This is a genomic window from Arthrobacter sp. Hor0625 (assembly GCF_052567525.1).
Genome location: NZ_CP199586.1, coordinates 1,051,094 through 1,073,173 on the forward strand (window position 1 = coordinate 1,051,094; position 22,080 = coordinate 1,073,173).

Genomic DNA, 22,080 nt, shown 5'->3' on the forward strand with positions numbered 1-22,080 from the left:
CCCGCGGCTTCGCGCGAACGTACACTTCAGGCCCCCTCCCTCGCGCGAACGTACACTTCAGGCTCTGGCGCGGCGCGCTTTTGGGGCGCCAAGTGTCCGTTCGCGCAACCCCTGGGGCGCCAAGTGTCCGTTCGCGCAACCTAAGCGGGGGCTGCCGGGGCGGCAGTAGGATGCAAGGAGGCGCAGGCTCCGGTCTTGCGCAACGGACGGAACGGGACAACCGTGAAACTTGTGCTCCGGTATCCGCTGGTGACGGGCACGGTCGCCGCCCTCCTGGCGGTGATACTGCTGCTGGTCTCCGGCCAGGAAGGCATCGCGCGGGCCGCCGCCAGCGTCTACGCCCTGGCCGTGGCCGCCTACCTCGCCGTCGGCATGGTCCGCCGGCTGCTCGCCGGGCAGTGGGGCATCGACATCCTGGCCGTCACCGCCATCGTCAGCACCGTCCTGGTGGGCGAATATATCGCCTCGATGATCATCGTGCTCATGATGGCCGGCGGCACCGCCCTCGAGGATTACGCCGCCGGGCGGGCCAAGAAGGAACTGACGTCCCTGCTGGAGCGGGTCCCGCAGACCGCCCACCGGGAACGCGCCGGCGCCAACGACGGCAATGCAACCAGCACCGACGGCCACCACGAGGACGTGGCCGCCACCGACGTCGCCGTCGGCGACATCCTCCTGGTGCGGCCCGGTGAAGTGGTGCCCCTGGACGGCATCCTGCTCTCCGAATCCGGAACCTTCGACGAGTCCTCCCTCACCGGCGAAAGCCTGCCGGTGGAACGCGCCGCGGGCGATGGCCTGATGAGCGGCTCGCTCAACGGCGAGGCCGCCATCCGGATGCGGGTCACCGCGCGGATGGAGGACTCGCAGTACAGCCGGATCGTGGCCCTGGTGAAGGAGGCGGCCGAAAGCAAGGCCCCCATGGTCCGTCTCGCCGACCGGTACGCGGTGCCGTTCACCGCACTGGCCTACGTCCTCGGCGCCGCCGGCTGGATCATCAGCGGCAGCCCGGCCCGCTTCGCCGAGGTCCTGGTGGTGGCCACGCCCTGCCCGTTGCTGATCGCCGCGCCCGTGGCGTTCCTGGGCGGCATGAGCCGGGCGGCCCGCGGCGGAATCATCGTCAAATACGCCGGGGTGCTGGAACTGCTGGGCCGGATCCGGACCGCCGCGTTCGACAAGACCGGCACCCTGACCTACGGCCGGCCGGCGCTGGTCGAAGTCCGGGCCACCGGGTCGCTGTCCCAGGACGAGGTCCTGCGGCTGGCCGCCTCCGCCGAGCAGTACTCCTCGCACGTGCTGGCCGCCTCCGTGATGGACGCGGCCCGCTCACGGGTGCTGGCTTTCGAGGGGGCCTCGGAGGCCACCGAGTACGCCACCCACGGGGTCCGCGCCCGGCTGGCCGGCCAGGACGTGGTGGTGGGCAAGCCGAACTTCGTGGCGGAATCGGTCGACGGGGTGGAGGAAATAGAGCTTGCCAGCGGGCAACTGGCCATCTACGTGGGGGTGGACGGTGAATTCGCCGGGTGCCTCGTGATGAGCGATCCGATCCGCGACGAGGCCCGCCGCACCCTGGGTGAGCTCCAGCGCCTGGGCGTGACCGAGACGGTGATGCTGACCGGTGACGCCCTCGCCACCGCCGAGCACATTGCCGAAGCCGCCGGGCTGACGGACGTCCGCGCCGAGTGCCTGCCGCCGGACAAGGTCGAGGCGGTGCGCGCCCTGCCCGGCCGCCCGGTCATGATGGTCGGCGACGGCGTCAACGACGCCCCGGTCCTGGCCGTCGCCGACGTCGGCATCGCCATGGGGGCGCGCGGCTCGACGGCGGCCGGCGAGTCCGCCGACGTCGTGATCATCCTGGATGACCTGTCCAAGGTCGCTTCCGCGGTGCGGATCGGCCAGCGGACCGTCAAGGTGGCGCTGCAGAGCATCTGGATCGGGATCGCCCTGAGCGTGGCGCTGATGATCGCGGCGGCGGCCGGCTACGTGCCTGCCGTCGCCGGCGCCCTGTCCCAGGAGGTCGTGGACCTGGCCACCATCCTGAACGCGCTGCGCGCCCTGGGGCCCGGCCGCCGGACACCGGCACCTGAGAGGACGGACCGGGCGGACGGGCCGGCTAGCCGCGGGAGCGGCCCTGCTCGGCTTCGGCGATCCGCGGAACGGTCCTGAGGTAGCTGTCCGGGTTCAACGAAATCGAGTCGATGCCCTCGCCCACCAGGAAGGCCGCGAACTCCGGGTGGTTGCTGGGGCCCTGGCCGCAGATGCCGATCTTGATCCCGGCCTCGTGCGCCTTCCGGATCGCCTCGCTGATCATCGCCATGACGGCTTCGTCCCGCTCGTCGAACAACGCGGCCAGCTGCGCCGAATCCCGGTCCACGCCCAGGACCAGCTGCGTGAGGTCGTTCGAGCCGATCGAGAACCCGTCGAACCGCTCGGCGAACCGCCCGGCCAGCACCACGTTGGAGGGGATCTCGCACATCATGTAGACCTGCAGGCCGTTCTCGCCGCGGACCAGGCCGTTCTCCGCCATCACCGCCAGCACCCTGTCCGCTTCCTGCGGCGTCCGGCAGAAGGGAACCATCACGATCACGTTGCCGAAGCCGATCTGCTCCCGGACGCGCTTCAGGGCCCGGCACTCGAGCGCGAAGCCTTCCCGGTACCGGTCGTCGTAGTACCGTGAGGCGCCGCGGAAGCCGAGCATGGGGTTCTCCTCGGCCTCCTCGAAGGCGGCACCGCCCAGAAGGTGCGCATACTCGTTGGTCTTGAAGTCGCTGAGCCGCACGATCACCGGGTTCGGGTGGTACGGCGCGGCGATCTTGGCGATACCCAGGGCCAGGGCGTCCACAAAGTACTCCTGCGGGTCCTCGTAGCCGCGCGTCAGTTCCCGGATCTGTGCCGCCTCCTCCGGGTCGCTCACGCGGTCGGGGTGCACCAGTGCCATGGGGTGCACCCGGATCAGGGCGCTGATGATGAACTCCATCCGGGCCAGGCCGACGCCGTCCGCCGGCAGCCGCCACCACTGGAACGCGGCGGCGGGGCTGGCGATGTTCACCATGACTTTCGTGCGCGTCGGCGGCAGGGCGCCCAGGTCGACGTCCTCGGTGTCAAAGGCGAGGGTCCCGTCGTAGACACGGCCGGTATCGCCTTCGGCGCAGGAGAGGGTCAGCGCCTGCCCCTCCGCCAGGGCGCCCGTGGCGTTGCCGGTTCCGACGACGGCGGGCACCCCAAGCTCCCGGCTGACGATCGCCGCATGGCTGGTCGGGCCGCCGCGGTCGGTGACGATCCCGGCCGCGCGCTTCATGATCGGGACCCAGTCGGGGTCGGTCATTTCGGTCACCAGGATGGCGCCGTCGCGGAACGTGGCAATGTCCGCGGCGCTGCGGATCACGCACGCGGTGCCGTGGGCGATGGAGTCGCCGATCGCGGCGCCGGTCACCAGCACCGGCCCGGAGCCGCGGAGGTGGTGCAGGGTAAAGCGGCTGCCGGACTTGAGCGACTGCACGGTCTCGGGCCGGGCCTGGACCATGAACAGTTCGCCGGTCTCACCGTCCCGGGCCCATTCCATGTCCATCGGCCGGCCGTAGTGATCCTCCACCCGGACCGCCCAGCGGGCCAGGGTGAGGATCTCGGCGTCGGCCAGGACGAAGGAGCGCCGCTCGGCCTCCGAGGTGTCCACCGTGCGGGTCCGGGCGTGGCCGCCGCGGCTGTAGACCATCTTCTGGGCCTTCGACCCGAGGGTTTTCTCGATGATCGGGCTGGGACCCTCGCCTTCGGCCCCGGCCAGCAAAGGCTTGAACACGAGGTATTTGTCCGGGTTGATGCTGCCCTGGACCACGGTTTCGCCCAGGCCCCAGGCCGCGCTGATCACGGCCGCCCGCGGAAACCCGGAATCCGTGTCGATCGAGAACATTACCCCGGAGGCGCCGACGTCGGAGCGCACCATTCGCTGCACCCCGATCGAGAGCGCGACGTCGAGGTGGTCGAAGTCTTTGACTTCCCGGTAGCTGATCGCGCGGTCGGTGAACAGCGAGGCGTAGCAGCGCCGGCAGGCGTCCATCAGTTCCCGCTCACCCGCGACGTTCAGGAAGGTCTCCTGCTGTCCGGCGAAGCTGGCGTCGGGCAGGTCCTCGGCCGTGGCGCTGCTGCGGACCGCGACGGAAAGCCGTTCCAGCCCCGCGCGCCGGCCCAGCTCCCGGTAGTGCTCAAGAATCGACGCGGCAATCGCGGCCGGGAAGTCGCTGGCCAGGAACAGCTCGCGGATGGCTTCCCCGGTCTCGCGCAGCGTGGCGTCGCCGGAGCGGTAGGCCAGGATCCGCGAGCGCATGGCCGGTTCGATCCCGTTCGCCTCGACAAAGCTCCGGTACGCCGCGGCGGTGGTGGCGAAGCCGTCGGGTACCCGTACGCCGCCGGCCTTCAGGGAACGGGTGAGTTCGCCCAGGGAGGCGTTCTTGCCGCCGACCTGCGGGATGTCGCCCAGGGCGATCTCGTCAAACCACATCACGTGCTCGGGCATGCCGGCGCTCCTTGGGGTGTTCGTCCGCCAATGCTCCGATCCTGCTGCTAGGCAGGCCGCAGGGTCAGGGCCTAAGGACCCGTCAGGCGCCCCGGCGGGCCCCCGGGCTTCCGGGAGCAGCCGGGCCTGCAGCCGAGGCGGCCGGGCGGCGGTGCCTGGCGGCCTTGTAGAGCCAGTCCGCGGCCAGGACCGCCGGGACGGCGGCGAGCGCGACGGCCAGGCCCCCGGCGGACGGCGGCGCGTGGCCCAGCAGGGCCGCGACCGGGCCGAGGAACAGGAACACGCTGAGCAGGCCCAGCTCGGCCAGCACTGCCCAGAGCAGCAGCCGGTTGGTGAACCAGCCCAGCCGCCACGGCGGCTCGGTGGCGCTGCGGCAGGCGAACGCGTTGGCGAGCTGCGCCAGGACGACGGTGGTGAACGCGGCGCCGGAAGCGGCCATGAGCGCGTCCGACGCCGGCAGCTCGGCCCCCGGGCTCCAGCCGGCGCCCAGGAGCACGGCGGTGTAGGCCGCCATCTCCATCAGGGCCTCCACCGGCCCCAGCAGGCCGAACACCCGGATCATCAGGGCCCGGTCCATCAGGTGGCGGCGTTCCGGGGGCCGTTTCAGGGCACCCTTGCTGGGCGCCTCGCTGCCCAGGGCCAGGGCGGGCAGCAGGTCGGTGCCGATGTCCAGGGCCAGGATCTGCAGCACGCTGAGGGCCAGCGGGAACCGGCCGCCGGAGAGAGCCCAGAAGACGAACGGGGTCAGTTCGGCGACGTTGTCGGTGAGGTGGTACGTCAGGAAGCGCCGGATGTTGGCGTAGGTGGCCCGGCCCTGCTCCACCGCGGCGATGATCGTGGCGAAGTCGTCGTCGAGCAGCACCAGGTCGGCGGCTTCGCGGGCCACGTCGGTGCCGCTGCGGCCCATGGCCACGCCGATGTCCGCCTGCTGCAGCGCCGGCCCGTCGTTGACGCCGTCGCCGGTCATGGCCACCACGTGGCCGCGGTGCTGCAGCAGCCGGGCAACGCGCAGTTTCTGTTCGGGCGAGACCCTGGCGACCACGACGCCGTCGCGGTCCAGCAGCGCCGCCAGCACCTGGTCATCTTCGGGCAGGGTGTGGCCTTCCAGCACCAGCTCCGGGGTGCCGATCAGGCCGGTCTCCCGGGCGATGGCGGCGGCGGTGAAGGCGTGGTCGCCGGTGACCATGCCCACCCGGATCCCGGCTTCGCGGGCCGCCTGGAGCGAGAGCCGGACCTCCGCGCGCGGCGGGTCGTGCAGGCCGATCAGGCCCAGCAGCGTCAGTCCGGTCTCCAGCGTTTCGGCGGCCGCGCCGTCGGGAACCGGCCCGGGCAGCTGCCGTTCGGCGACTGCCAGCACCCGCAGACCGCGGGAGGCCATCTGGTCCACGAGGTCCCGGGCGGCGCCGGGTTCGCCGAGGCACACCGGGAGCACGGACTCGGGCGCGCCCTTCACGTACAGGGTGGCTCCGGCGAGCGCGGACTCGCGCAGCCGGCGGGGGTCGAAGGCGAAGCGGCGGGTCGGCTCCGGCGCCGACCCGCCGCTGCCCGACCCGCCGCTGCCCGCGGCGCCGAGGCCGGCCAGCCGGGTGGCGAGTGCGTCGATGGCGGCTTCCATCGGGTCACCCTCGGCGACCCACTGGCCCTCGTAGGGCACCGCCCGGCCCACCGAGGCCGCACGCGCCGCAGTACTGAGCCGTTGCGCCGCCCGGAGCGCCTCCGCGCCGGCGGCGCCTCCCCCGGCGCTGATGCGCGCGTCCGGCCCGTACCCCTGCCCGCTGATTTCGAGCAGGCCGGCCGGGGTCCAGACCTCGACGGCGTTCATCCGGTTCTGGGTCAGGGTGCCGGTCTTGTCCGTGCAGATGAAGGTCGTGGAGCCGAGGGTTTCCACCGCCTGCAGGTTGCGGACCAGCGCGTTCCGCGCGGCCATCCGCTGGGCGCCGACGGCGAGCGAGAGGGTCACGGTGGGCAGCAGGCCCTCGGGAACCAGTGCCACGGCCACGCCGATCGCGAAGAGGAACGCGTCGCGCCAGGAGATTCCCACCAGCAGCGAAAGCATGAAGAACAGGGCGCCGATGCCCAGGGCGACGCCGGCGACCAGGCGGACGATCCGCTGCAGTTCCAGGGCCAGCGGGCTCGGCGGCGGCTCGACCCGGCCGGTGAGCGAGGCGATCTCGGCGAGCCGGGTGTGCCCGCCGGTGCTGGCGACGACCCCTTCGGCCGAGCCGATGACCAGGAACGTGCCGCCGAACACCTCCTCGCCGGCGGCCTTGCGGACCGCTTCGCTCTCGCCGGTGAGCATCGATTCGTCCACCGAGCAGCCCGCCGCGAGTCCCAGGACCAGGTCCGCGGGGATCCGGTCCCCGGCAACCAGCACGACGGCGTCGCCCGGCACCAGTTCGGTGGTGTGGACCTTGGCGATGCGCCCGTCGCGCCGGACGGAGACCATGGCCGGCAGCAGTTCGCGCAGCTTCGCCGCGGCGTGCTGGGCGCGCTCCTGCTGAATGTAGGCGAAGACCCCGTTCACCACGATGACGACCATGATCGCGATGCCCAGCTGCGGCATGCCGGCGACGAACGCCAGCGCGGCCGCGGCCCAGAGCATCACGGCGAAAAAGTGTGTCATCTCGGCGAGCAGCCGCCGCCAGCCGGGCACCGCGCGGGTCCGGGGCAGCCGGTTCGGCCCCGCCTGCCGCAACCGGCGCGCCGCCTCTTCGGAGCTCAGGCCGGCGAGGGCGCCCCCCGCGGCACCGGCTGTGGCGCCGGCGCTCGGATTCACCGCCCGCCGCCCGTCACGCGCAGCACCGGGCCCCGACCCCGGCACCTCATGACTTCGAGGATGCGCCGGACCGGCAGGCCGGGTTAGGGCCTAAAGTCACCGCACGGCCGCGGTCCGCCGGGGCGGACGGGGCGTCAGTTGCCGGTCGCGGCCGGCGGCCGCTGCCGTCCCAGCGAGCGCAGGTAGGTACCGAAGCCGTGCGGCGCCCGGGCGTGGGTCCGTCCGGAGGTCAGCACCCGCATGCTGTCGGTGGCGAGGACGGTGAAGGCCAGGCCGCGCAGGCTCTGGACCAGGGTGCGGTCCTCGTGTGATTCCAGCTGGGAGAAGCCGCCCGCGGCCAGGTAGGCCGAGGCCCGGACCCCGAAGTTGGCCCCGTAGATGTGCGGGTGGTTCTCCTCGAAGGGGTGGCGGTCCAGCCAGCGGCGCAGCAGTTCCGGATCCATGCCGACGGGGTCGGGTTCCACCGATCCCAGGACCGCGTCGGCTCCGGCCTCCGCGAATTCGAGCTGGCGCACCAGCCAGTTCGGCGGGACCTGCGAATCGGCGTCGGTGTTGGCGAGCCAGGTCCGGCCCGGCCAGGGCAGCGGCCGGGACCGCTGGCCGGGGGTGCGCCGGCGCGGGCCGAGGACGGCGGCCCGGACACCGGCCGCCCGGCTGGCCCCGGCGCTGCGCAGCTGGACCTCGAGCATGGTGAAGCGCGGGTCGGTGCTGACGTAGCCGGCGGTGATCCCGGCCGAGCGGTCGGTGCAGCTGTCCAGCACCACCATCACCCGGACGGAGACGTCCGGCCGCACGGCCTGCAGCTCATCGGCGGCCCGCTGCACCGCCCGGAGCGCCCGGTCGATGTGCTGGTCCTCGTTGTGCGCCGGCATGACCACGGCGAACGCGTCGATGCCGGGGCGGCGGTGCGGCTTTTGCGGCGCCGGCGCCGCGCTGCTCACTGCGGCGCCCCGGGGGCACGGAAGATTTCCAGGACGAAGTCGCGTTCGCGGTAGAGGCCGGCGTCCGCCCAGCGCAGCTGCCGCCGCGCCGCGGCGTGCACGGCGTCGCCGTCGAGCTCCCAGCCCTCGATCGGGTGCCGCCAGTGGCAGAGCGCGAGCGTGCCGCCGGGGAGCAGCGCCGCCTCGACCCGCTCGAAGAGCACGTCCAGTTCCCCGGGGGCCAGGTAGTAGCCGACCTCGGACACGACGATCAGGTCGAACTCGCCCTCCGGCCAGTCCTGCGGAACGGTCAGGTGCCGGGTCTGCGCGCCGGGCAGGTGGGCGAGCCGCCGCGTGGCGTGCGCGAGCGCGGCGCTGCTGGCGTCGACGGCCAGGAAGGTGCCGCAGCGTTCGGCCAGTTCCACGCTCAGCGTGCCGATTGAGCAGCCGATTTCCAGGCCGGCGGCGTAGTCCCGGCCCGGCAGCGCTGCGAGCGTCAGCGCACGCTTGCGCTGCTCGTACCAGCTGGTGGTGTACTGCCAGGGGTCGTCGCTGCCGGCGTGGACCGTGTCGAACAGGCCCTCCGCGTCGGCGGCTGCGTAGCCTCCGGAGCCGGCGACAGAGGGCGGCTGCCAGGCGAAGGTCTCCCAGGACCGGGCGAAATGTTCCAGGAAGTCGGGCGGGAGCAGGACCTCGTCCCCGGGCTGGTCGGAGAGCGCGCGGACCTGCGAGGCGTGGGCGGCCATGGCCCGTGCTTTGGCCTGTTCCTCCGCCGGCTGCAGCGGCAGCCGGAGCCAGGAATGCCAGGCCCGGTCCTCAGGGCCGGCCCAGAGCCAGTACCAGATGGGGTATTCCAGCAGCCCGTAGCCGGCGGAGGCGGCGGCCTCGGCGGCAGCAGCGCCGGCGGTGTCGTGGTCGGTGTGCCCGTCGTTGCGGTACGGGGCCACCAGCACGATGCGCTGCGGGGGCTGGCCGGTGGCGGCCGCGGCCTCGTGGAGGGCGGACACAATCCGGTCCCGGTGGGCGGCGAGTTTACCGTCGGGCAGGCTGAGGTACTGCCAGTCGGCGCCGGGCACGAGGCCGCCGAGGGCGCCGTCGAACTCCCGCAGCCGCACCTCGGCGAGGCGCTCCGGGGTGGTGCTGGGCGAGTCCGGGTGCGAGGCCTCCCCGGCGGTGCACAGCAGCACCCGCACCTGGGCGCCGAGGCCGTGCAGCCGGGCCATCAGCCCGCCGGCTCCCAGGGACTCGTCGTCGGGGTGGGCGGCGAGCACGATGAACGCGGAACCGGCCAGTTCCCCGGCATCGAGCGGCAGCTCCGGGAGGGCGGGGACGCCGCTGGCCGCCCAGGCGCTTTCGCTGGTGCCGGCGTCGTGGTGCGTGAAGCTCACCACGGGTGGTCCCCCTTGAACGTCAGGGCACCGAGCTGGGCGTCGTCGCGCATGGCGTGGTGCTGGCGGACGTAGAGGGCAAGGTCCGCCATCCGCTTGCCGTAGCGGGCGTCGAAGGCCAGCGGACCCGGTCCCAGGTTCTGGCTCACCAGGGCCTGGATGCGTTCGACGGCGGTGGCGACACTGCCGCGCACGCGCAGCGCCTCGCTCCAGGCGCCGGGGCCGGAAAGCTCCCCGGCGTCGATCCGGGCGGCGGTGCGGGCAAGGGTATGGATGAGGCCGGTGAGCGTCCGGTCGATCTCGCCAAGGTGCGCGAGGGCCAGCTGGTCCGGTTCGCGGCCGCCGTCGGCGGCCTTCTGCAGCCCGTCCTTGTAGCTGCGGGCCACCGCGACGGCGCCGCCCAGCCAGCACGCCGCGACGCCCATGCCGCCCCAGGCGAACCCGGGGCGCCGGTAGTACCAGCCTGCTCCGCCGAGCGGCACGGCCGGGACGGCGTCGAAGTGCACGGTCCCGCTGGGGATCTCGCGCAGGCCCAGGCTGGACCATGCCGGGTCCTCGAAACTGACCCCGGCGGCGTGGAGGTCGACGGCGAAGGCCGCGCGGCCGCCGTCGGGAAGGTGCGCGGTGATGACGGCGTGGTCGAGCTGCGCGGCGATGGAACACCAGGGCTTGGCGCCGCTGAGGACGGTGCCGGCACCGGAGTCGGTGGCTTCCAGTTTCAGGCCCGGCGCCTCGGCGGCGAAGACTCCCCAGGTTCCCTCGCACGGAACGTCCGGGCCGCCGGTTTCGGCGCCGGCCTGCGCGAGGATCGCGGCGGCGTCCAGGTGCGGTTCCAGGATCCGTCCGGCGGCGGTGTCGACGGCGGTGACCGAGGCCAGGGTTTCCCAGAGGAAGGCCGTTCCGCCCGAGCCGGGCTTCGGCGTCACCGTGCCCGCCTCCGTGGCCAGAGCCAGCAGGGCAGGGACATCCCCGACGCCGGCTTCGGCAGCCTCCAGCAGCGCTTGCAGGCGGGCAAGGTCGTCCGGGGTCGAGCTGATCCGCACGGCGCGGGGACGCCCGGGGTCCTGGGTCGCGTTCATCGGGTCGTCCGTGTCCTTTGCGAAGTGCGCTTGGTGCTGTCCTGCCGGCGGCCGAAGCCGCTCCTGCCTAAATCTAAGCACACTTAGCACTTCGGGCCGGGGCGGGAGGTCCTGCCGGGGCGGCGTCAGCGGACCAGTGCCAGGGCAAAGCCGTCCCAGCCTTTCGATCCGACCGTCTGGATGACGGTCGCGTCCAGCCGGGGATCGGTTCCCATCATCTGCAGCGCCGCGACGATCCCGGGGGCATTGACGGCGTCCCGGCCGGGATCGAGCACCGCACCTTCCCAGACCACGTTGTCCATCACCACGGTGGTGCCGGGGCGGCCCAACCGGATGGCCCAGTCCAGGTACCGGACGTTGTTTTCCTTGTCCGCGTCGATGAACACGAAGTCGAAGGGCCCCGCGGCCTCGCCCTCCAGCGCAGGGAGCGTGTCCAGGGCCGGCCCCACTCGGATCTCCACCAGGTGGCCCAGCCCGGCCCGGTCGAGGTTGGCGCGCGCCACCTCGGCGTGCCGGGGCAGGTATTCGCAGGTGGTGATCCGGCCGCCGTCGGGCAGTCCCTGGGCCATCCACAGGGTGCTGAACCCCGCCAGGGTGCCGATCTCCAGCACCCGCCGGGCGCCGGAGAGCTGGACCAGCAGCTTCAAGAGCTTGCCGGCGTTCGGGGCCACTTCGATGGGCGGCATCCCCGCTTCCAGCGCCGCCTCCACCGCGTGCCGCAGGGACGCGTCGGGCCGGACCACCAGCCCGGAGAGGTACTCCTCGACGGCGGTCCAGCGCGATTCGGGCCGGTGCTCGATCATGCGGCCCAGTCTTGCAGTTGCTGCTACCCCGCGGTAGGGCCGAGGGCCCGCTCCAGCCGGTCGAGTTTGCCGGTCAGTTCGCCGCTGTAGCCGGGCCGGATGTCGGCCTTGATGACCAGGGAGACCCGGCTGCCGTAGCGGCCCACCGCCTCGGTGGCGCGCTTGACGTCGAACACCTCGTCCCATTCGCCCTCGATTACTTGAGGTCGTGGACCGATCCACCACTCAGACCGCCGAGCCTGAACGGAGTATCAGAGGAACACTTCGCTTGCATCCTCCCTGAGGAGGAATCGCCAATAGGCAAGGCCTAGGACGGCTCACCTGCAGAAATTAGAAGGAATTCATGATGCGCATGGCCTTGTTGCAAACAAAAAGACGGCCGTAGGTTCGCTGACCAACCTGCTCCACGAGCCCCAACTTGAGTAGCTTGTGGACGGCGTTATTCGCGGCCTGAGGAGAAACGTCATAGCGCCGCGCAATACTACTCACATCAAAAATGGGGTTCCCGATAAGGTCGGCAGCTAGGGATGTTGCAATACTCTTGTCTTTCACGTCACGGAGTTGTTGCTGCATCGATTCTTTTAGCTGAAGTAGCGCACGGATGGCCTTCGTTGTTGCCAGCGACTGCTCCGCAACGCCTTTCATGAAGAACCGAATCCACGGATCGAAGTCACCGGTTTGGCTCATTTTGAGCAGATGGTCAATATATTCCTCGCGCCGCGGTTCTAGCCATGAAGCCATGTTTAGAATCGGGTAATCCAGCACCCTGCTTTCAATGAGCTGCAGAGTCATCACCAGGCGACCGATTCGGCCATTGCCGTCCGCAAATGGGTGAAGTGTCTCGAACTGATAGTGGCCGAGGGCCACGCGGATGAGTAGCGGCACGCGGTCCGCCAAATTGATCCACTTTTCCCAATCAGAAAATCCGTCCTCGAGAACCTTCCCCGGCGGCGGCGGAACGAAGCGCGCTTCGGAGACCGGGCGGCCATGGTTGCCTATGAAGACCTGACGCTTCCGCAACTGCCCTGAATCATAGGTTTCACCCCTGGTTCCCTTGACCAGAATTCCCTGCAACTCTTCTAAGACACTTCGACATACCGGTCGAGTCTTCAGCGACTCGAGAGATCGTTCCGCTGCCCGCAAGTAGTTCCTAACTTCGCGGACCTGAGCTGTCGACTTCTTCTCATCTATGTAATCCGCCTCTAACACCTCTTCAAGAGAAGCAAAAGTTCCCTCCAGCGCGGAAGTGCTGACTGCTTCCTTTGAAAGCGTTGGTCGAACCAGCCACTGCGGGTCAGGGATCAGCGTGAGGTACGCATTAAGGGCTCCGAGCGCCCTGTCCGCCTCACCGAGGGCGATCTGCGCCTCAGGCGTCAGTGGAACTTCTGGCGGGAGAGGATTCGGCACATAGGCAAAATGCGCCCAAGGCTCTTCGCTCCTAGCGTCCGTGCCGGAGATTGGGACGAGCTTACCCGCTGGGGACGCTTCGAAGGCTTTGATATCCACTTATCAAGGATAACGCCTCAACCTTGAAGAGTCCATCTACTTTGTAAGTTTGTTGGCGCGATCTGATAGTTGCAGCATCGGCACGGCATGGCTCTCCCCAACTTTGAAGACTCAGGGAACATTACAAGGAACCTTGGGCTCAGACCCGCCACACCAAGCAACCCCACCCCAACCTTGAAGAGTCAGAGAACATCAGACCCGCCACACCAAGCATCCCCACCCCAACCTTGAAGAGTCAGAGAACATTACAAGGAACCTTGCGCTCAGACCCGCCACACCAAGCAACCCCACCCCAACCTTGAAGAGTCAGAGAACATTACAAGGAACCTTGCGCTCAGACCCGCCACACCAAGCAACCCCACCCCAACCTTGAAGAGTCAGAGAACATTACAAGGAACCTTGCGCTCAGACCCGCCACACCAAGCAACCCCACCCCAACCTTGAAGAGTCAGAGAACATTACAAGGAACCTTGCGCTCAGACCCGCCACACCAAGCAACCCCACCCCAACCTTGAAGAGTCAGAGAACATTACAAGGAACCTTGCGCTCAGACCCGCCACACCAAGCAACCCCACCCCAACCTTGAAGTGTCCGCCAAGATCTCCGGACGGAAGCTCCACACTAAATACGGTTCGAGTCCAACCTGAAGAATTCTGTATTCAGCCTCGTCAGGCCCCAACGTTCGGATCGCCGTCGACCCCGAGGGCTGAAGCTTCGAACTCTTCCGCACGACCGGCCCCGGACGAGAAATCCTGGATCTATTTGGACAGTTCCGCTTCGAGACGTTGAATTTTCCCGTCAAGCTCGCCCGAGTATCCGGGTCGAATGTCCGCTTTGAGGACGAGGGACACTCGGGAACCGTAGGCACCGACAGCTTCGGTTGCCCGCTTCACAACGTCCATGACGGAATCCCAGTCGCCTTCAATCTCCGTAAACATCGAGCTCGTCCGGTTGGGCAAACCGGATTCCCGAACAACACGAACAGCCGCGGCGACAGCTTCATGCACGGATGCGTCGCTTGGCGCTGCCCCGTCTGCTCGAGCGCCGGAAGGAGCCACCGAGAAGGCGACGATCATTTCATATTCCCTTCGAGCACTTCCGCACCCTCGATGGTGGTGAACATGGAGTCTGTGTGGTTCGGCAGGCCGGAGTCCCGGACGATCCGCACGGCGGCCGCGACGGCGTCGTGGACCGACGCGTCGTCGGCGGCACCGCCGGCGGCAGCGCCCTCCGGCCGGCCCGAGGGGGCGACTGAAAATGCAAGCAACATGGCTCCAGTGTGCCACGCGCCGGGACGGCCCCGGCGGCTGCAGGATCCCGCCGGCCTGTCACAAAAATGTGTACCCGCCGGTAACAGGTCCACTCCCTCCCCGCGTTGCTACCCTGAGCAAATGAACCGGGGAGTAGAGCGCCGGCCGCTTCGTGCGGACGCCGCCCGCAACGTCAACAAAATCATTGCCGCTGCCCGCCAATGCTTCCGCGAACACGGGCCCGAGGTCCCGCTGCAGACCATCGCCGTCACCGCCGGGGTGGGCCCGGCCACGCTGTTCCGCAACTTCGCCGACAAGGAAGAACTGGTCCTCGCCGCCCTGCACCAGCAGCTGAAGCTGCGTGTCAACCCGGTTATCGAAGAGGCGCTGGCGGGCAAGGACGCCGCCGAGGGCCTGTTCCGGGTGGTCGAGGCGCTGATGGCCGTCGCCAGCGACGAGGCCAACCTGCTCGGGGCAGTCGCCGGCCGGCGCGGCGTGCTGACCGGGATCACCGGAGACCTGATCGAAACCGTCGCGGTCCTGCTGGGCCGGGGCCAGGGCCAGGGCACGCTGCGCAGCGACATCTCGATGACGGACATCATCCGGCTCCTGGCCATGCTGATCGGTGTCGTTGACACCATGGAAGCGGGGTCGGACGCGTGGCGCCGTCCGGTGGCGCTGGTGGAGGACGCCATCCGGGCCGAGCGGCCGGACCGCCCGCTGCCGCCCCAGTCGCTGATGCCCGGAACGACGTACGGGACCGCGTTCGGCGTCGGCTTCAGCTCAACCCCCCGGAGCACGTAGCGTTGACCCCGTGAGCTGGGAAACCCTTGCCGGCGTAGTGGGCGGCCTGTTGCTGGTCTACGCGGTCCTGCTGGCGCTGTTGTGGGGCTACGCCCGGCGGCACCCGGAGACCGTGACCATGAAGGACGCCCTCCGGCTGCTGCCCGACCTGCTCCGGCTGATCCGGCGCCTGGTGGCGGACCGAACCGTGGCGGTGGGCGTCAGGATCCGGCTGGCCCTGCTGCTGGCCTACCTGCTCTCCCCCATCGATTTGGTCCCGGATTTCATCCCGGTGATCGGCTACGCGGACGACGTCGTCATCGTGGCCCTCGTGCTGCGTTCCGTGGTGGCCCGGGCGGGCGGGGACGCGGTGAAACGGCACTGGCCCGGCACCCCGGAGGGCCTGCAGTTGATCCTGAAACTCGCGGGCCTCGGCGCCGCCAGGTAACGGTTCCTGGGCGCCGCGGCGGCCGGGTGCCGGCCGGGGCCGGGGCGCCGGAATAGCCGGTCCGGCTGTTTTGCGTGACTTGCCGCACTCTCTCAACCACTGCGGCCTCGCCGATGATTTGAAGTGGGTGGCCGCCGATCAGCGCCAACCTGGCCAATAATCGAACCACTGGAAGCTTTGCCATGGCATCTCCTGCTGCGCTTTCGTGGCTTTCTCGGCGCCTCGCTCTAGCAGGTCCGTCAATGACTCGATGCGATCGCTGTGCATGGCAATCACGCGGTCGGGGCCGAGCCGATCCACAGTAACCCGAGCGGTAGCCCACACGGTCTCTACGAACTCATGGCTGAAGAGCGGCAGAGGCACTTGGTGCATCTTACTGAAGTGGAAGAGAAGGGAGCCAGACCCGCGGTTATCCGTAAAGGTGAGTTCTTCGTCGCCAGTGAGGAACCACTCCTCAGCGAGGTCCAGCTCGTCCTGTTCGCTGTATGCACGACGAACGCGCACGGCCAGCAGGCACTTACTGATGTTCGCGCTCAGGTCCCGATACAGCGACGGTCGCTCCCTCCCGCCCGTTACAAAAGCAAGAAGGTCAGAGAATTGTTGAAAATCACCTGGCTTGATCCTCCAGGTCTGATTCATGAGGTCGAAGAGCTGCCACGCCCCACAAAGTGAGCTCAGTCGGATGAGAGGGTTGCGGCCGAATTGTGCAATTGAGGCAAGGGGGTTCAGAGTAATGAGACGACCAAGCGTGTCAAATCGATATTCTGCTGGCAGTAGCTGACGAACGCCTTCAGCGTGCGGTTGGGACGACGATATTCGCATCCGTTCCTTCAGTTCGAGCGCCCAGGCGAGATTGAACCCTGAAACGATGTCCGACGGTGTCTGCCATCCTGGGGGGTGATCCGTGAACAATGGTGTATCGAAATCCACGTCGGCCATCCTCATTCTGATTCCTTTCGCGCACCATTGCGTCGATATCGCGGCCTTTCGCTTTGCTTTGAAATTCACGTGAAGCCGCGCCAGTAATAGTACATCTTGGGGTCTGCTGCACGGGCAAGCGACAACTGAGCTTTGCTGCGAGTGGCGTCGTCCAGCGTGGCGATCTCTCTTGGTTCAGCGGCGCGCGGGCTTTCGACGTCGAACCGGGCGAGTTCCTCTCCGTGCTCTAACACGGACGCAGCTACTCTGCTGGTCTGCATTCGCCTGTTTCGCGCGGGCAAGCTCCGGGTCGAGGTGGCGCAGGCCTTCCAGCTGGCCCGGGCGGCGGACGCATTCCGGCTCAACATGGAGGGGCACACGCGCGGCAAGATCGTCGTCACGGTCGACGGCGAGTAGCGCCGGAACCTCAGCGGCCCGGCCCGGGGTTTCCGCCCCGGGCGGGGGTTGCCTGCCCCGGCGGGACGGATTAGCATCGCGGGGACGTTCCAGCCGGGAGTTGATCGCCGCCGAGGGAGAGCCGCTGACATGGCCGAAGTGCTGCTGTACCACCACATCCAGGGCTTGACCGAGGGGGTGCGGGCGTTTGCCGACGAGCTGCGGGACGCGGGGCATACCGTGCATGCTCCCGACCTGTTCGACGGCCATACCTTCGCGAGCATCGAGGAGGGCTTCGGCTTCGCCGGCCGGACCGGCTTCGACGCCATCCGGGCCCGCGGCGCCGCCGCAGCCGACCGCCTCGGCCCGGGAGTCGTCTACGCCGGGTTCTCCTTTGGAGTGACGATCGCCCAACGGCTGGCACAGACCCGGTCCGGCGCCCGCGGTGCCCTGCTGATGTATTCATGCCTGCCGGTCACCGAGTTCGGGGACGCGTGGCCGGCCGACGTACCGGTGCAGATCCACGGCAAGCAGGACGATGAGTTCTTCGACGAGGACCTGCCGGCGGCACGTGACCTCGCCGCGTCCGCAGCGGCCGCGGAGCTGTTCGTTTATCCGGGCGACCAGCACCTCTTCGCGGACTCCTCGCTCGATGCCTTTGACCCCGACGCGGCTGGGCTGTTGAAGGACCGGGTACTGGGGTTCCTCGCCTCCGTCTGAGCCACCCGGGCCGCGGCACCCGCCGTAACCGGACCGCCCGCAGCGGTGCGTCAGTCCGCGGGAGGCTTCTCCGGCGCGGACTTCCCGGCCGCCGGCTTTTCCCTGGCATCGTGCAGGTGGTGGGCTTCCTGCAGGTGGTGCTGCAGTTTCTCCTCTGCCTCTCGCCGGCGCCGGGCCATTTCGCGCAGTTCCCGGGTGGACTCGGCCCCGGGCGAGACGAAGTGCTCGTGCGCCTTGGCCGGCTTGCCTTCGGGGACGTCCGGGCCGGGGGCAGCGGCAGGCTGAGCGTCATTGTCGGTCATGCTCGAATCGTCCCACCGGCACCCGGGCACAACAAGGGGCTAAAGCCCGGGCACCTACCCCCAGCCCAGCAGCCGCAGTCCGGCCGCGGCGCCGGCGCCGGCCAGCACCACCACCAGGAACGGGGCCCGGAACAGGAGTGCGACGGCGGCAGCGGCGAGCGCTCCCAGCCGCGCGTCGAGCGCCAGCGCCTGTCCCGACGCCACGGCGTTCACCACCGTCAGGGAGGCCAGCAGCCCGATCGTCATGGTCCCCGCGACGCGTGAGGTCCGCGGGTTCCGCAGCAGGCTGGCCGGCACCAGGTACCCCACGAGCTTCCAGGCGTAGGCCAGCACGCAGGACAGCAGCAGCCACCACCAGAGCGTCATCCCGCCTCCTCCGCGGTGCGGGCGGCGCGCCGGCCGGCGTCGTGCTCTGCCGCGTACGGGTCGACGTCGGGTTCCAGACCCTCGTCCCTGCGTCCGTGACTGAACCAACCGATCACCGCAGCGACCAGCGCGGCGACCAGGATCGGCACGCCGGACGGCACCAGCGGCACGGCCAGCACGGTGGCCAGCGCGCAGACGACGGCGATCGCGACGGGTTCGCGGCCCTTGAGCCGCGGCCACAGCAGGCCCAGGAAGGCCGCCACCGCGGCGCCGTCAAGCCCCCATTGTTTCGGATCACCGAGGGCCGCCCCGGCCAGTGCGCCCACCGCGGTGAACGCGTTCCAGAGGACGAACACACCGATCCCGGCCGTCCAGAATCCGCGCTGCTGCTCCGCCGGGTCGGTCTGGCCGGTGCTGGTGGCCGTGGACTCGTCGATGGTCACATGGGCCGCCACGAACCGCCGCCAGCCGCGGGGCTGGAGCAGCGCGTTGAGCTGCATGCCGTAGATGCCGTTGCGCATGCCCAGCAGCGTGGCCGCGCTCATCGCGGCGAGGCCGGACCCGCCGCCGGCGATGACGCCGATGAACGCGAACTGCGAGCCGCCGCTGAACAGCAGCAGGCTCAGCGCCATGGTCTGCCAGAAGTCGAGGCCGGAGGCCACCGACAGGGCGCCGAAGGACACGCCGTAGAGGCCCGTGGCGACGCTGATCGAGAGCCCCACCCGGAACGCCGGAGACTGCGAGAGCTTCACCGGGGCCGCCGCTTCGGCCGCGCCAGGCTCCACGCCCAGCCGATCAGCGGCGCCTGCAGCGGCAGGCGGAGGGTGTGGAGGCGGCGCTGGGCCGGCGTCCCGCCGGGCCCGTACGCTTTGCGGAGCGCGTCGAGGTGTCCGGCCAGGAAGGCGGTGAACATGGCCGCGACGCAGCCGGCCACCGTGCGGCGCGCGGGCGGCACGAGGAGCCCGACGGCGGCCCCGGCCTCCAGCAGCCCGCTCAACGCCACCCATTCCTCCCGTGAGAGCACCGCCAGGGGCCCGTTGGGCCGGCTGCCGGAGTCGTCGCGGCACAGGATGTCCGGAACCACCGGGCCGAAAAAGTCCGGATCGCGGAAGTGTTTTGCCGCGCTGGCCAGCAGCAGTCCGCTCAGGGCGGCCGCGGAGAGCGTGGTGGTTGCCCGGGGGGACCAGCGGAAATGCATGGAACCATGCAACCACAGCCGCGCTGGCGCCCGCGAACCCGGGGCGTAACCTGCCCGGGGCGGGGAAAACGGGACCTTCCGCAGGGGTCCGCGGCCGGGTGCCGGGCGTAGCGTGGGGGCCATGGGCAGTGTCGTCGAGATGGCCGGCGTCGTGAAGCGGTTCGGGCCCGTGACCGCACTCAACGGGCTGGATTTCGAGGTGTCCGCCGGGGAGGTGCACGGCTTCCTGGGCCCCAACGGGTCCGGCAAGTCGACGACGCTGCGGCTCCTGCTGGGCATGCTCCGCGCCAACGCCGGCTCCGCCCGGGTGCTGGGGCTCGATCCGTGGCGCGACGTGGCGCGGCTGCACCGCCGGCTGGCCTACGTCCCGGGCGATGTGGCGCTGTGGCCCAACCTGACCGGGGGCGAGGTGATCGAGCTGCTCGGCAGGCTGCAGGGCGGCCAGGACCCGGCGCGGCGGGACGAGCTGCTGGCGCTGTTCGAGCTGGACCCGACGAAAAAGACCCGCATCTATTCCAAGGGCAACCGGCAGAAAGTGGCGCTGGTCGCCGCGCTGGCCACCGACGCGGAACTGTTCCTGCTGGATGAGCCCACCAGCGGACTGGACCCGCTGATGGAAGACGCGTTCCGGGGCTGCGTCAGGGACCTGAGGTCCCAGGGCCGGACGGTGTTGCTGAGCAGCCACATTCTCAGCGAGGCCGAGGCCCTCTCCGACCGGGTCAGCATCATCCGGGCCGGCCGGGTGGTGGAGAGCGGGCCGCTGGAGCAGCTCCGGCACCTCACCCGGACCTCCGTGACCGCCGACGTCGACGTGGTGCCGCCGGACCTGGGTCTCCTGCCCGGCGTCCATGACCTGGCGGTGGCCGGGCACCGGGTCAGCGCCCAGCTGGATCCCGCCGGACTGGGCCCGTTCCTGCAGGTCCTGACGGGGGCCGGGCTGCGGGCGCTCACCAGCCAGCCGCCGACGCTGGAGGACCTGTTCCTGCGGCACTACGGCGCCGTGGACAGCTCCGGGGACGGCACCGGGACGCCCGGCGCCGAAGGGCCCGGCGCCGTCGCGGCCGCTTCCGGCGGGGGCCCGGGGGCCGGCGTCCCGGGGCCGGGCGATGCCTGAGACGCTGGCCGGTACCGGGGTCCTGGTCCGGCTCGGTGTGCGGCGGGACCGCTGGCTGCTGTCGCTGTGGGTGGCCGGCTTCGCAGCCGTTGCCTATTCGACGGCGCTGGCCGGCGCGGATCTCTACCCGGACGTTGGCAGCCGGGTCGAGGCTGCCAACGCGCTCAATGCCACGGCGTCGATGGTCGCGCTGTTCGGGCGGATCTACGACCCCGCCTCGCTGGGGGCTCTGTCGCTGATCAAGTACACGGCGTTCATGACCGCCATCCTGGCCGTTCTCATGGCCATCCTCGTCATCCGGCATACCCGGGCCGACGAGGAGACCGGCCGGCTGGAGCTGCTGGCCGGCGGACGGCTGGGACGGGACGCTCCGCTGGCCGCCGCGCTCGGCATCGGTTTCAGTGCCAGCCTGGCCGTCGGGCTGCTCTCCGCCGCCGCCTTGGCTGCCGGGGGCCTTCCCGCGGCGGGTTCCCTGGCGTTCGGCCTGGGCTGGGCCGCCACCGGAATGGCTTTTTGCGCCGTGGCCGGTGTCGCGGCGCAGCTGACCGCGGGCGCCAGGGCGGCGACCGGCATCAGCATCGGCGTCATTGCGGTCACCTACGGGCTCCGGGCCGTCGGCGACCTTGCCGAGCCGGGACCCTCTGTCCTGTCCTGGCTCTCGCCGATCGGGTGGAACCAGCAGATCCGGGCGTTCGCCGGGGACCGGTGGTGGGTGCTGGCGTTGCCGGCCGCGCTCACTGTGCTCCTCATCCCCGCTGCTTTTGCACTCCGGGCGCGGCGGGATCTTGGCGCCGGGCTGCGCTACGAGCGGCCTGGACCGGCCGTCGGGTCGCTCACCGGTATCTGGGCGCTGGCCGTGCGCCTGCAGCACCGGGTGTGGCTGGCCTGGGCCGTCGCCTTCGCGGTCTTCGGCGTCGTGATCGGGTCGCTGGTCAGCAACGTCGCGGAGCTGCTCAGTTCCCCGAATGCCCAGGACCTGATCAAGCTGCTGGGCGGGGCGGCCGCGCTACGCGAGGCCTTCCTGGCCGCGGAAATCAGCATCATGGGGCTGCTGGCTGCGGCCTACGGCGTGGCGGCGGCAAACCACCTGCGCAGCGAGGAAGCGGCGGGCCACACCGAGGCCCTGCTGGCGACCGCCACGACCCGGAGCCGCTGGGCGAGCAGCCATTACATTGTCGCGCTGGCCGGAGCCGCCGCCCTGATGACCCTCGCGGGGGTGTCGATCGGCCTCGGTGCCGCCCTCGCCGTGCAGGATCCCGCGCTGGTCGGCAGCGCCACGGCTGCCTCCCTGGCCCAGATTCCCGCCGCCTGGGTACTGATCGGTGTGTCGCTGGCGGTGTTCGGCTGGGCGCCCCGGCTGGCGGGGGCAGTCTGGGTGGTGCTGCTGGGGTTTGTCGCCCTCGGTGAATTCGGCGTGCTTTGGAACGCCCCCGAATGGCTGATGGATCTCTCACCCTTCCGGCACTCACCGCTGCTGCCGGTCGGCCCGGACGCGCTGCCCGGGCTGGCGGCGTTGACCGCCGTCGCCGCGGCCCTGGGGGCGCTGGGCTACCTCGGCTGGCGGCGGCGGGACCTCGCTGCCTGACCTCTTGATCTGATCCGGCGC

20 protein-coding genes and 2 pseudogenes are annotated in these 22,080 nt (G+C 70.1%); 7 read left to right on the forward strand and 15 right to left on the reverse strand.

What is annotated here, in order from left to right:
• Positions 1 to 222: 222 nt before the first annotated feature.
• Positions 223 to 2,163 carry a heavy metal translocating P-type ATPase gene (locus ACTWLI_RS04705; RefSeq protein ID WP_445155512.1) on the forward strand — a complete coding sequence of 647 codons (1,941 nt, stop codon included), beginning with the start codon at positions 223 to 225 and terminating at the stop codon, positions 2,161 to 2,163.
• Here the strand turns inward: ACTWLI_RS04705 and ppsA are convergent.
• The 10 genes and pseudogenes from ppsA to ACTWLI_RS04755 all read right to left on the reverse strand — a co-directional run.
• On the reverse strand, positions 2,111 to 4,507 hold the full coding sequence (ppsA, locus tag ACTWLI_RS04710) for a phosphoenolpyruvate synthase (RefSeq protein WP_445155513.1): 2,397 nt from the start codon (positions 4,505 to 4,507) through the stop codon (positions 2,111 to 2,113). The two genes, ACTWLI_RS04705 and ppsA, sit on opposite strands and share 53 nt — an antisense overlap.
• A gap of 82 nt (positions 4,508 to 4,589) precedes the next feature.
• The gene (locus ACTWLI_RS04715) at positions 4,590 to 7,283 is read right to left on the reverse strand and encodes a cation-translocating P-type ATPase (RefSeq protein WP_445155514.1); all 2,694 of its coding nucleotides are present in this window, start codon (positions 7,281 to 7,283) and stop codon (positions 4,590 to 4,592) included.
• Between the two features lie 134 nt (positions 7,284 to 7,417).
• The gene (locus tag ACTWLI_RS04720; protein ID WP_445156121.1) at positions 7,418 to 8,155 is read right to left on the reverse strand and encodes a glycosyltransferase; all 738 of its coding nucleotides are present in this window, start codon (positions 8,153 to 8,155) and stop codon (positions 7,418 to 7,420) included.
• Positions 8,156 to 8,220: 65 nt separating this feature from the next.
• The gene (locus ACTWLI_RS04725; RefSeq protein WP_445155515.1) at positions 8,221 to 9,594 is read right to left on the reverse strand and encodes a PIG-L family deacetylase; all 1,374 of its coding nucleotides are present in this window, start codon (positions 9,592 to 9,594) and stop codon (positions 8,221 to 8,223) included.
• On the reverse strand, positions 9,588 to 10,670 hold the full coding sequence (locus ACTWLI_RS04730) for a hypothetical protein (RefSeq protein WP_445155516.1): 1,083 nt from the start codon (positions 10,668 to 10,670) through the stop codon (positions 9,588 to 9,590). Before ACTWLI_RS04730 ends, ACTWLI_RS04725 begins: the two co-directional genes overlap by 7 nt.
• A gap of 125 nt (positions 10,671 to 10,795) precedes the next feature.
• Positions 10,796 to 11,473 carry an O-methyltransferase gene (locus ACTWLI_RS04735; RefSeq protein ID WP_445155517.1) on the reverse strand — a complete coding sequence of 226 codons (678 nt, stop codon included), beginning with the start codon at positions 11,471 to 11,473 and terminating at the stop codon, positions 10,796 to 10,798.
• A 23-nt stretch (positions 11,474 to 11,496) separates the two neighbouring features.
• Positions 11,497 to 11,670, reverse strand: a pseudogene (locus ACTWLI_RS04740) (thiamine-binding protein); the annotation flags it as partial.
• Positions 11,671 to 11,803: 133 nt separating this feature from the next.
• Positions 11,804 to 12,979, reverse strand: coding sequence for a Fic family protein (locus ACTWLI_RS04745; protein ID WP_445155518.1), 1,176 nt, complete (start codon positions 12,977 to 12,979; stop codon positions 11,804 to 11,806).
• A gap of 758 nt (positions 12,980 to 13,737) precedes the next feature.
• Positions 13,738 to 14,055, reverse strand: coding sequence for a thiamine-binding protein (locus ACTWLI_RS04750; RefSeq protein WP_445155519.1), 318 nt, complete (start codon positions 14,053 to 14,055; stop codon positions 13,738 to 13,740).
• A gap of 26 nt (positions 14,056 to 14,081) precedes the next feature.
• Positions 14,082 to 14,249, reverse strand: a pseudogene (locus ACTWLI_RS04755) (thiamine-binding protein); the annotation flags it as partial.
• A 121-nt stretch (positions 14,250 to 14,370) separates the two neighbouring features.
• Here ACTWLI_RS04755 and ACTWLI_RS04760 point away from each other — a divergent pair.
• Positions 14,371 to 15,033 carry a TetR/AcrR family transcriptional regulator gene (locus tag ACTWLI_RS04760; RefSeq protein ID WP_445155520.1) on the forward strand — a complete coding sequence of 221 codons (663 nt, stop codon included), beginning with the start codon at positions 14,371 to 14,373 and terminating at the stop codon, positions 15,031 to 15,033.
• 10 nt (positions 15,034 to 15,043) lie between these two features.
• Entirely contained in the window at positions 15,044 to 15,460 is a 417-nt protein-coding gene (locus tag ACTWLI_RS04765; RefSeq protein ID WP_445155521.1) for a YkvA family protein, read from the forward strand.
• A gap of 138 nt (positions 15,461 to 15,598) precedes the next feature.
• On the opposite strand, the gene ACTWLI_RS04770 is transcribed toward ACTWLI_RS04765, so the two are convergent.
• Complete coding sequence (locus ACTWLI_RS04770; protein ID WP_445155522.1) at positions 15,599 to 16,405, reverse strand: hypothetical protein; 807 nt, start codon at positions 16,403 to 16,405, stop codon at positions 15,599 to 15,601.
• Positions 16,406 to 16,555: 150 nt separating this feature from the next.
• Here ACTWLI_RS04770 and ACTWLI_RS04775 point away from each other — a divergent pair, with 150 nt between their 5' ends.
• Both ACTWLI_RS04775 and ACTWLI_RS04780 read left to right on the forward strand, forming a co-directional pair.
• Positions 16,556 to 16,795: a zinc-binding dehydrogenase gene (locus ACTWLI_RS04775; RefSeq protein WP_445155523.1), complete on the forward strand. Its 240-nt coding sequence runs from the start codon at positions 16,556 to 16,558 to the stop codon at positions 16,793 to 16,795.
• A gap of 129 nt (positions 16,796 to 16,924) precedes the next feature.
• Positions 16,925 to 17,494: a dienelactone hydrolase family protein gene (locus tag ACTWLI_RS04780; protein ID WP_445155524.1), complete on the forward strand. Its 570-nt coding sequence runs from the start codon at positions 16,925 to 16,927 to the stop codon at positions 17,492 to 17,494.
• 50 nt (positions 17,495 to 17,544) lie between these two features.
• Here ACTWLI_RS04780 and ACTWLI_RS04785 read toward each other — a convergent pair whose 3' ends face one another.
• From ACTWLI_RS04785 to ACTWLI_RS04800, 4 genes are read right to left on the reverse strand one after another with little or no spacing between them, the layout of a single operon-like run.
• Positions 17,545 to 17,796 carry a hypothetical protein gene (locus ACTWLI_RS04785; RefSeq protein ID WP_445155525.1) on the reverse strand — a complete coding sequence of 84 codons (252 nt, stop codon included), beginning with the start codon at positions 17,794 to 17,796 and terminating at the stop codon, positions 17,545 to 17,547.
• Between the two features lie 54 nt (positions 17,797 to 17,850).
• On the reverse strand, positions 17,851 to 18,162 hold the full coding sequence (locus ACTWLI_RS04790) for an AzlD domain-containing protein (protein ID WP_445155526.1): 312 nt from the start codon (positions 18,160 to 18,162) through the stop codon (positions 17,851 to 17,853).
• Entirely contained in the window at positions 18,159 to 18,953 is a 795-nt protein-coding gene (locus ACTWLI_RS04795) for an AzlC family ABC transporter permease (protein WP_445156122.1), read from the reverse strand. The genes ACTWLI_RS04790 and ACTWLI_RS04795 overlap by 4 nt, the downstream gene beginning before the upstream one ends.
• Complete coding sequence (locus ACTWLI_RS04800) at positions 18,911 to 19,360, reverse strand: DoxX family protein (protein WP_445155527.1); 450 nt, start codon at positions 19,358 to 19,360, stop codon at positions 18,911 to 18,913. Before ACTWLI_RS04800 ends, ACTWLI_RS04795 begins: the two co-directional genes overlap by 43 nt.
• A gap of 121 nt (positions 19,361 to 19,481) precedes the next feature.
• On the opposite strand from ACTWLI_RS04800, the gene ACTWLI_RS04805 reads away from it, so the two are divergent.
• Together ACTWLI_RS04805 and ACTWLI_RS04810 are read left to right on the forward strand one after the other, a co-directional pair.
• The gene (locus tag ACTWLI_RS04805) at positions 19,482 to 20,474 is read left to right on the forward strand and encodes an ATP-binding cassette domain-containing protein (RefSeq protein ID WP_445155528.1); all 993 of its coding nucleotides are present in this window, start codon (positions 19,482 to 19,484) and stop codon (positions 20,472 to 20,474) included.
• Positions 20,467 to 22,059 (forward strand): ABC transporter permease, encoded by a 1,593-nt coding sequence (locus ACTWLI_RS04810; protein ID WP_445155529.1) that lies wholly within the window; start codon positions 20,467 to 20,469, stop codon positions 22,057 to 22,059. The genes ACTWLI_RS04805 and ACTWLI_RS04810 overlap by 8 nt, the downstream gene beginning before the upstream one ends.
• The last annotated feature ends 21 nt before the right edge of the window (positions 22,060 to 22,080 follow it).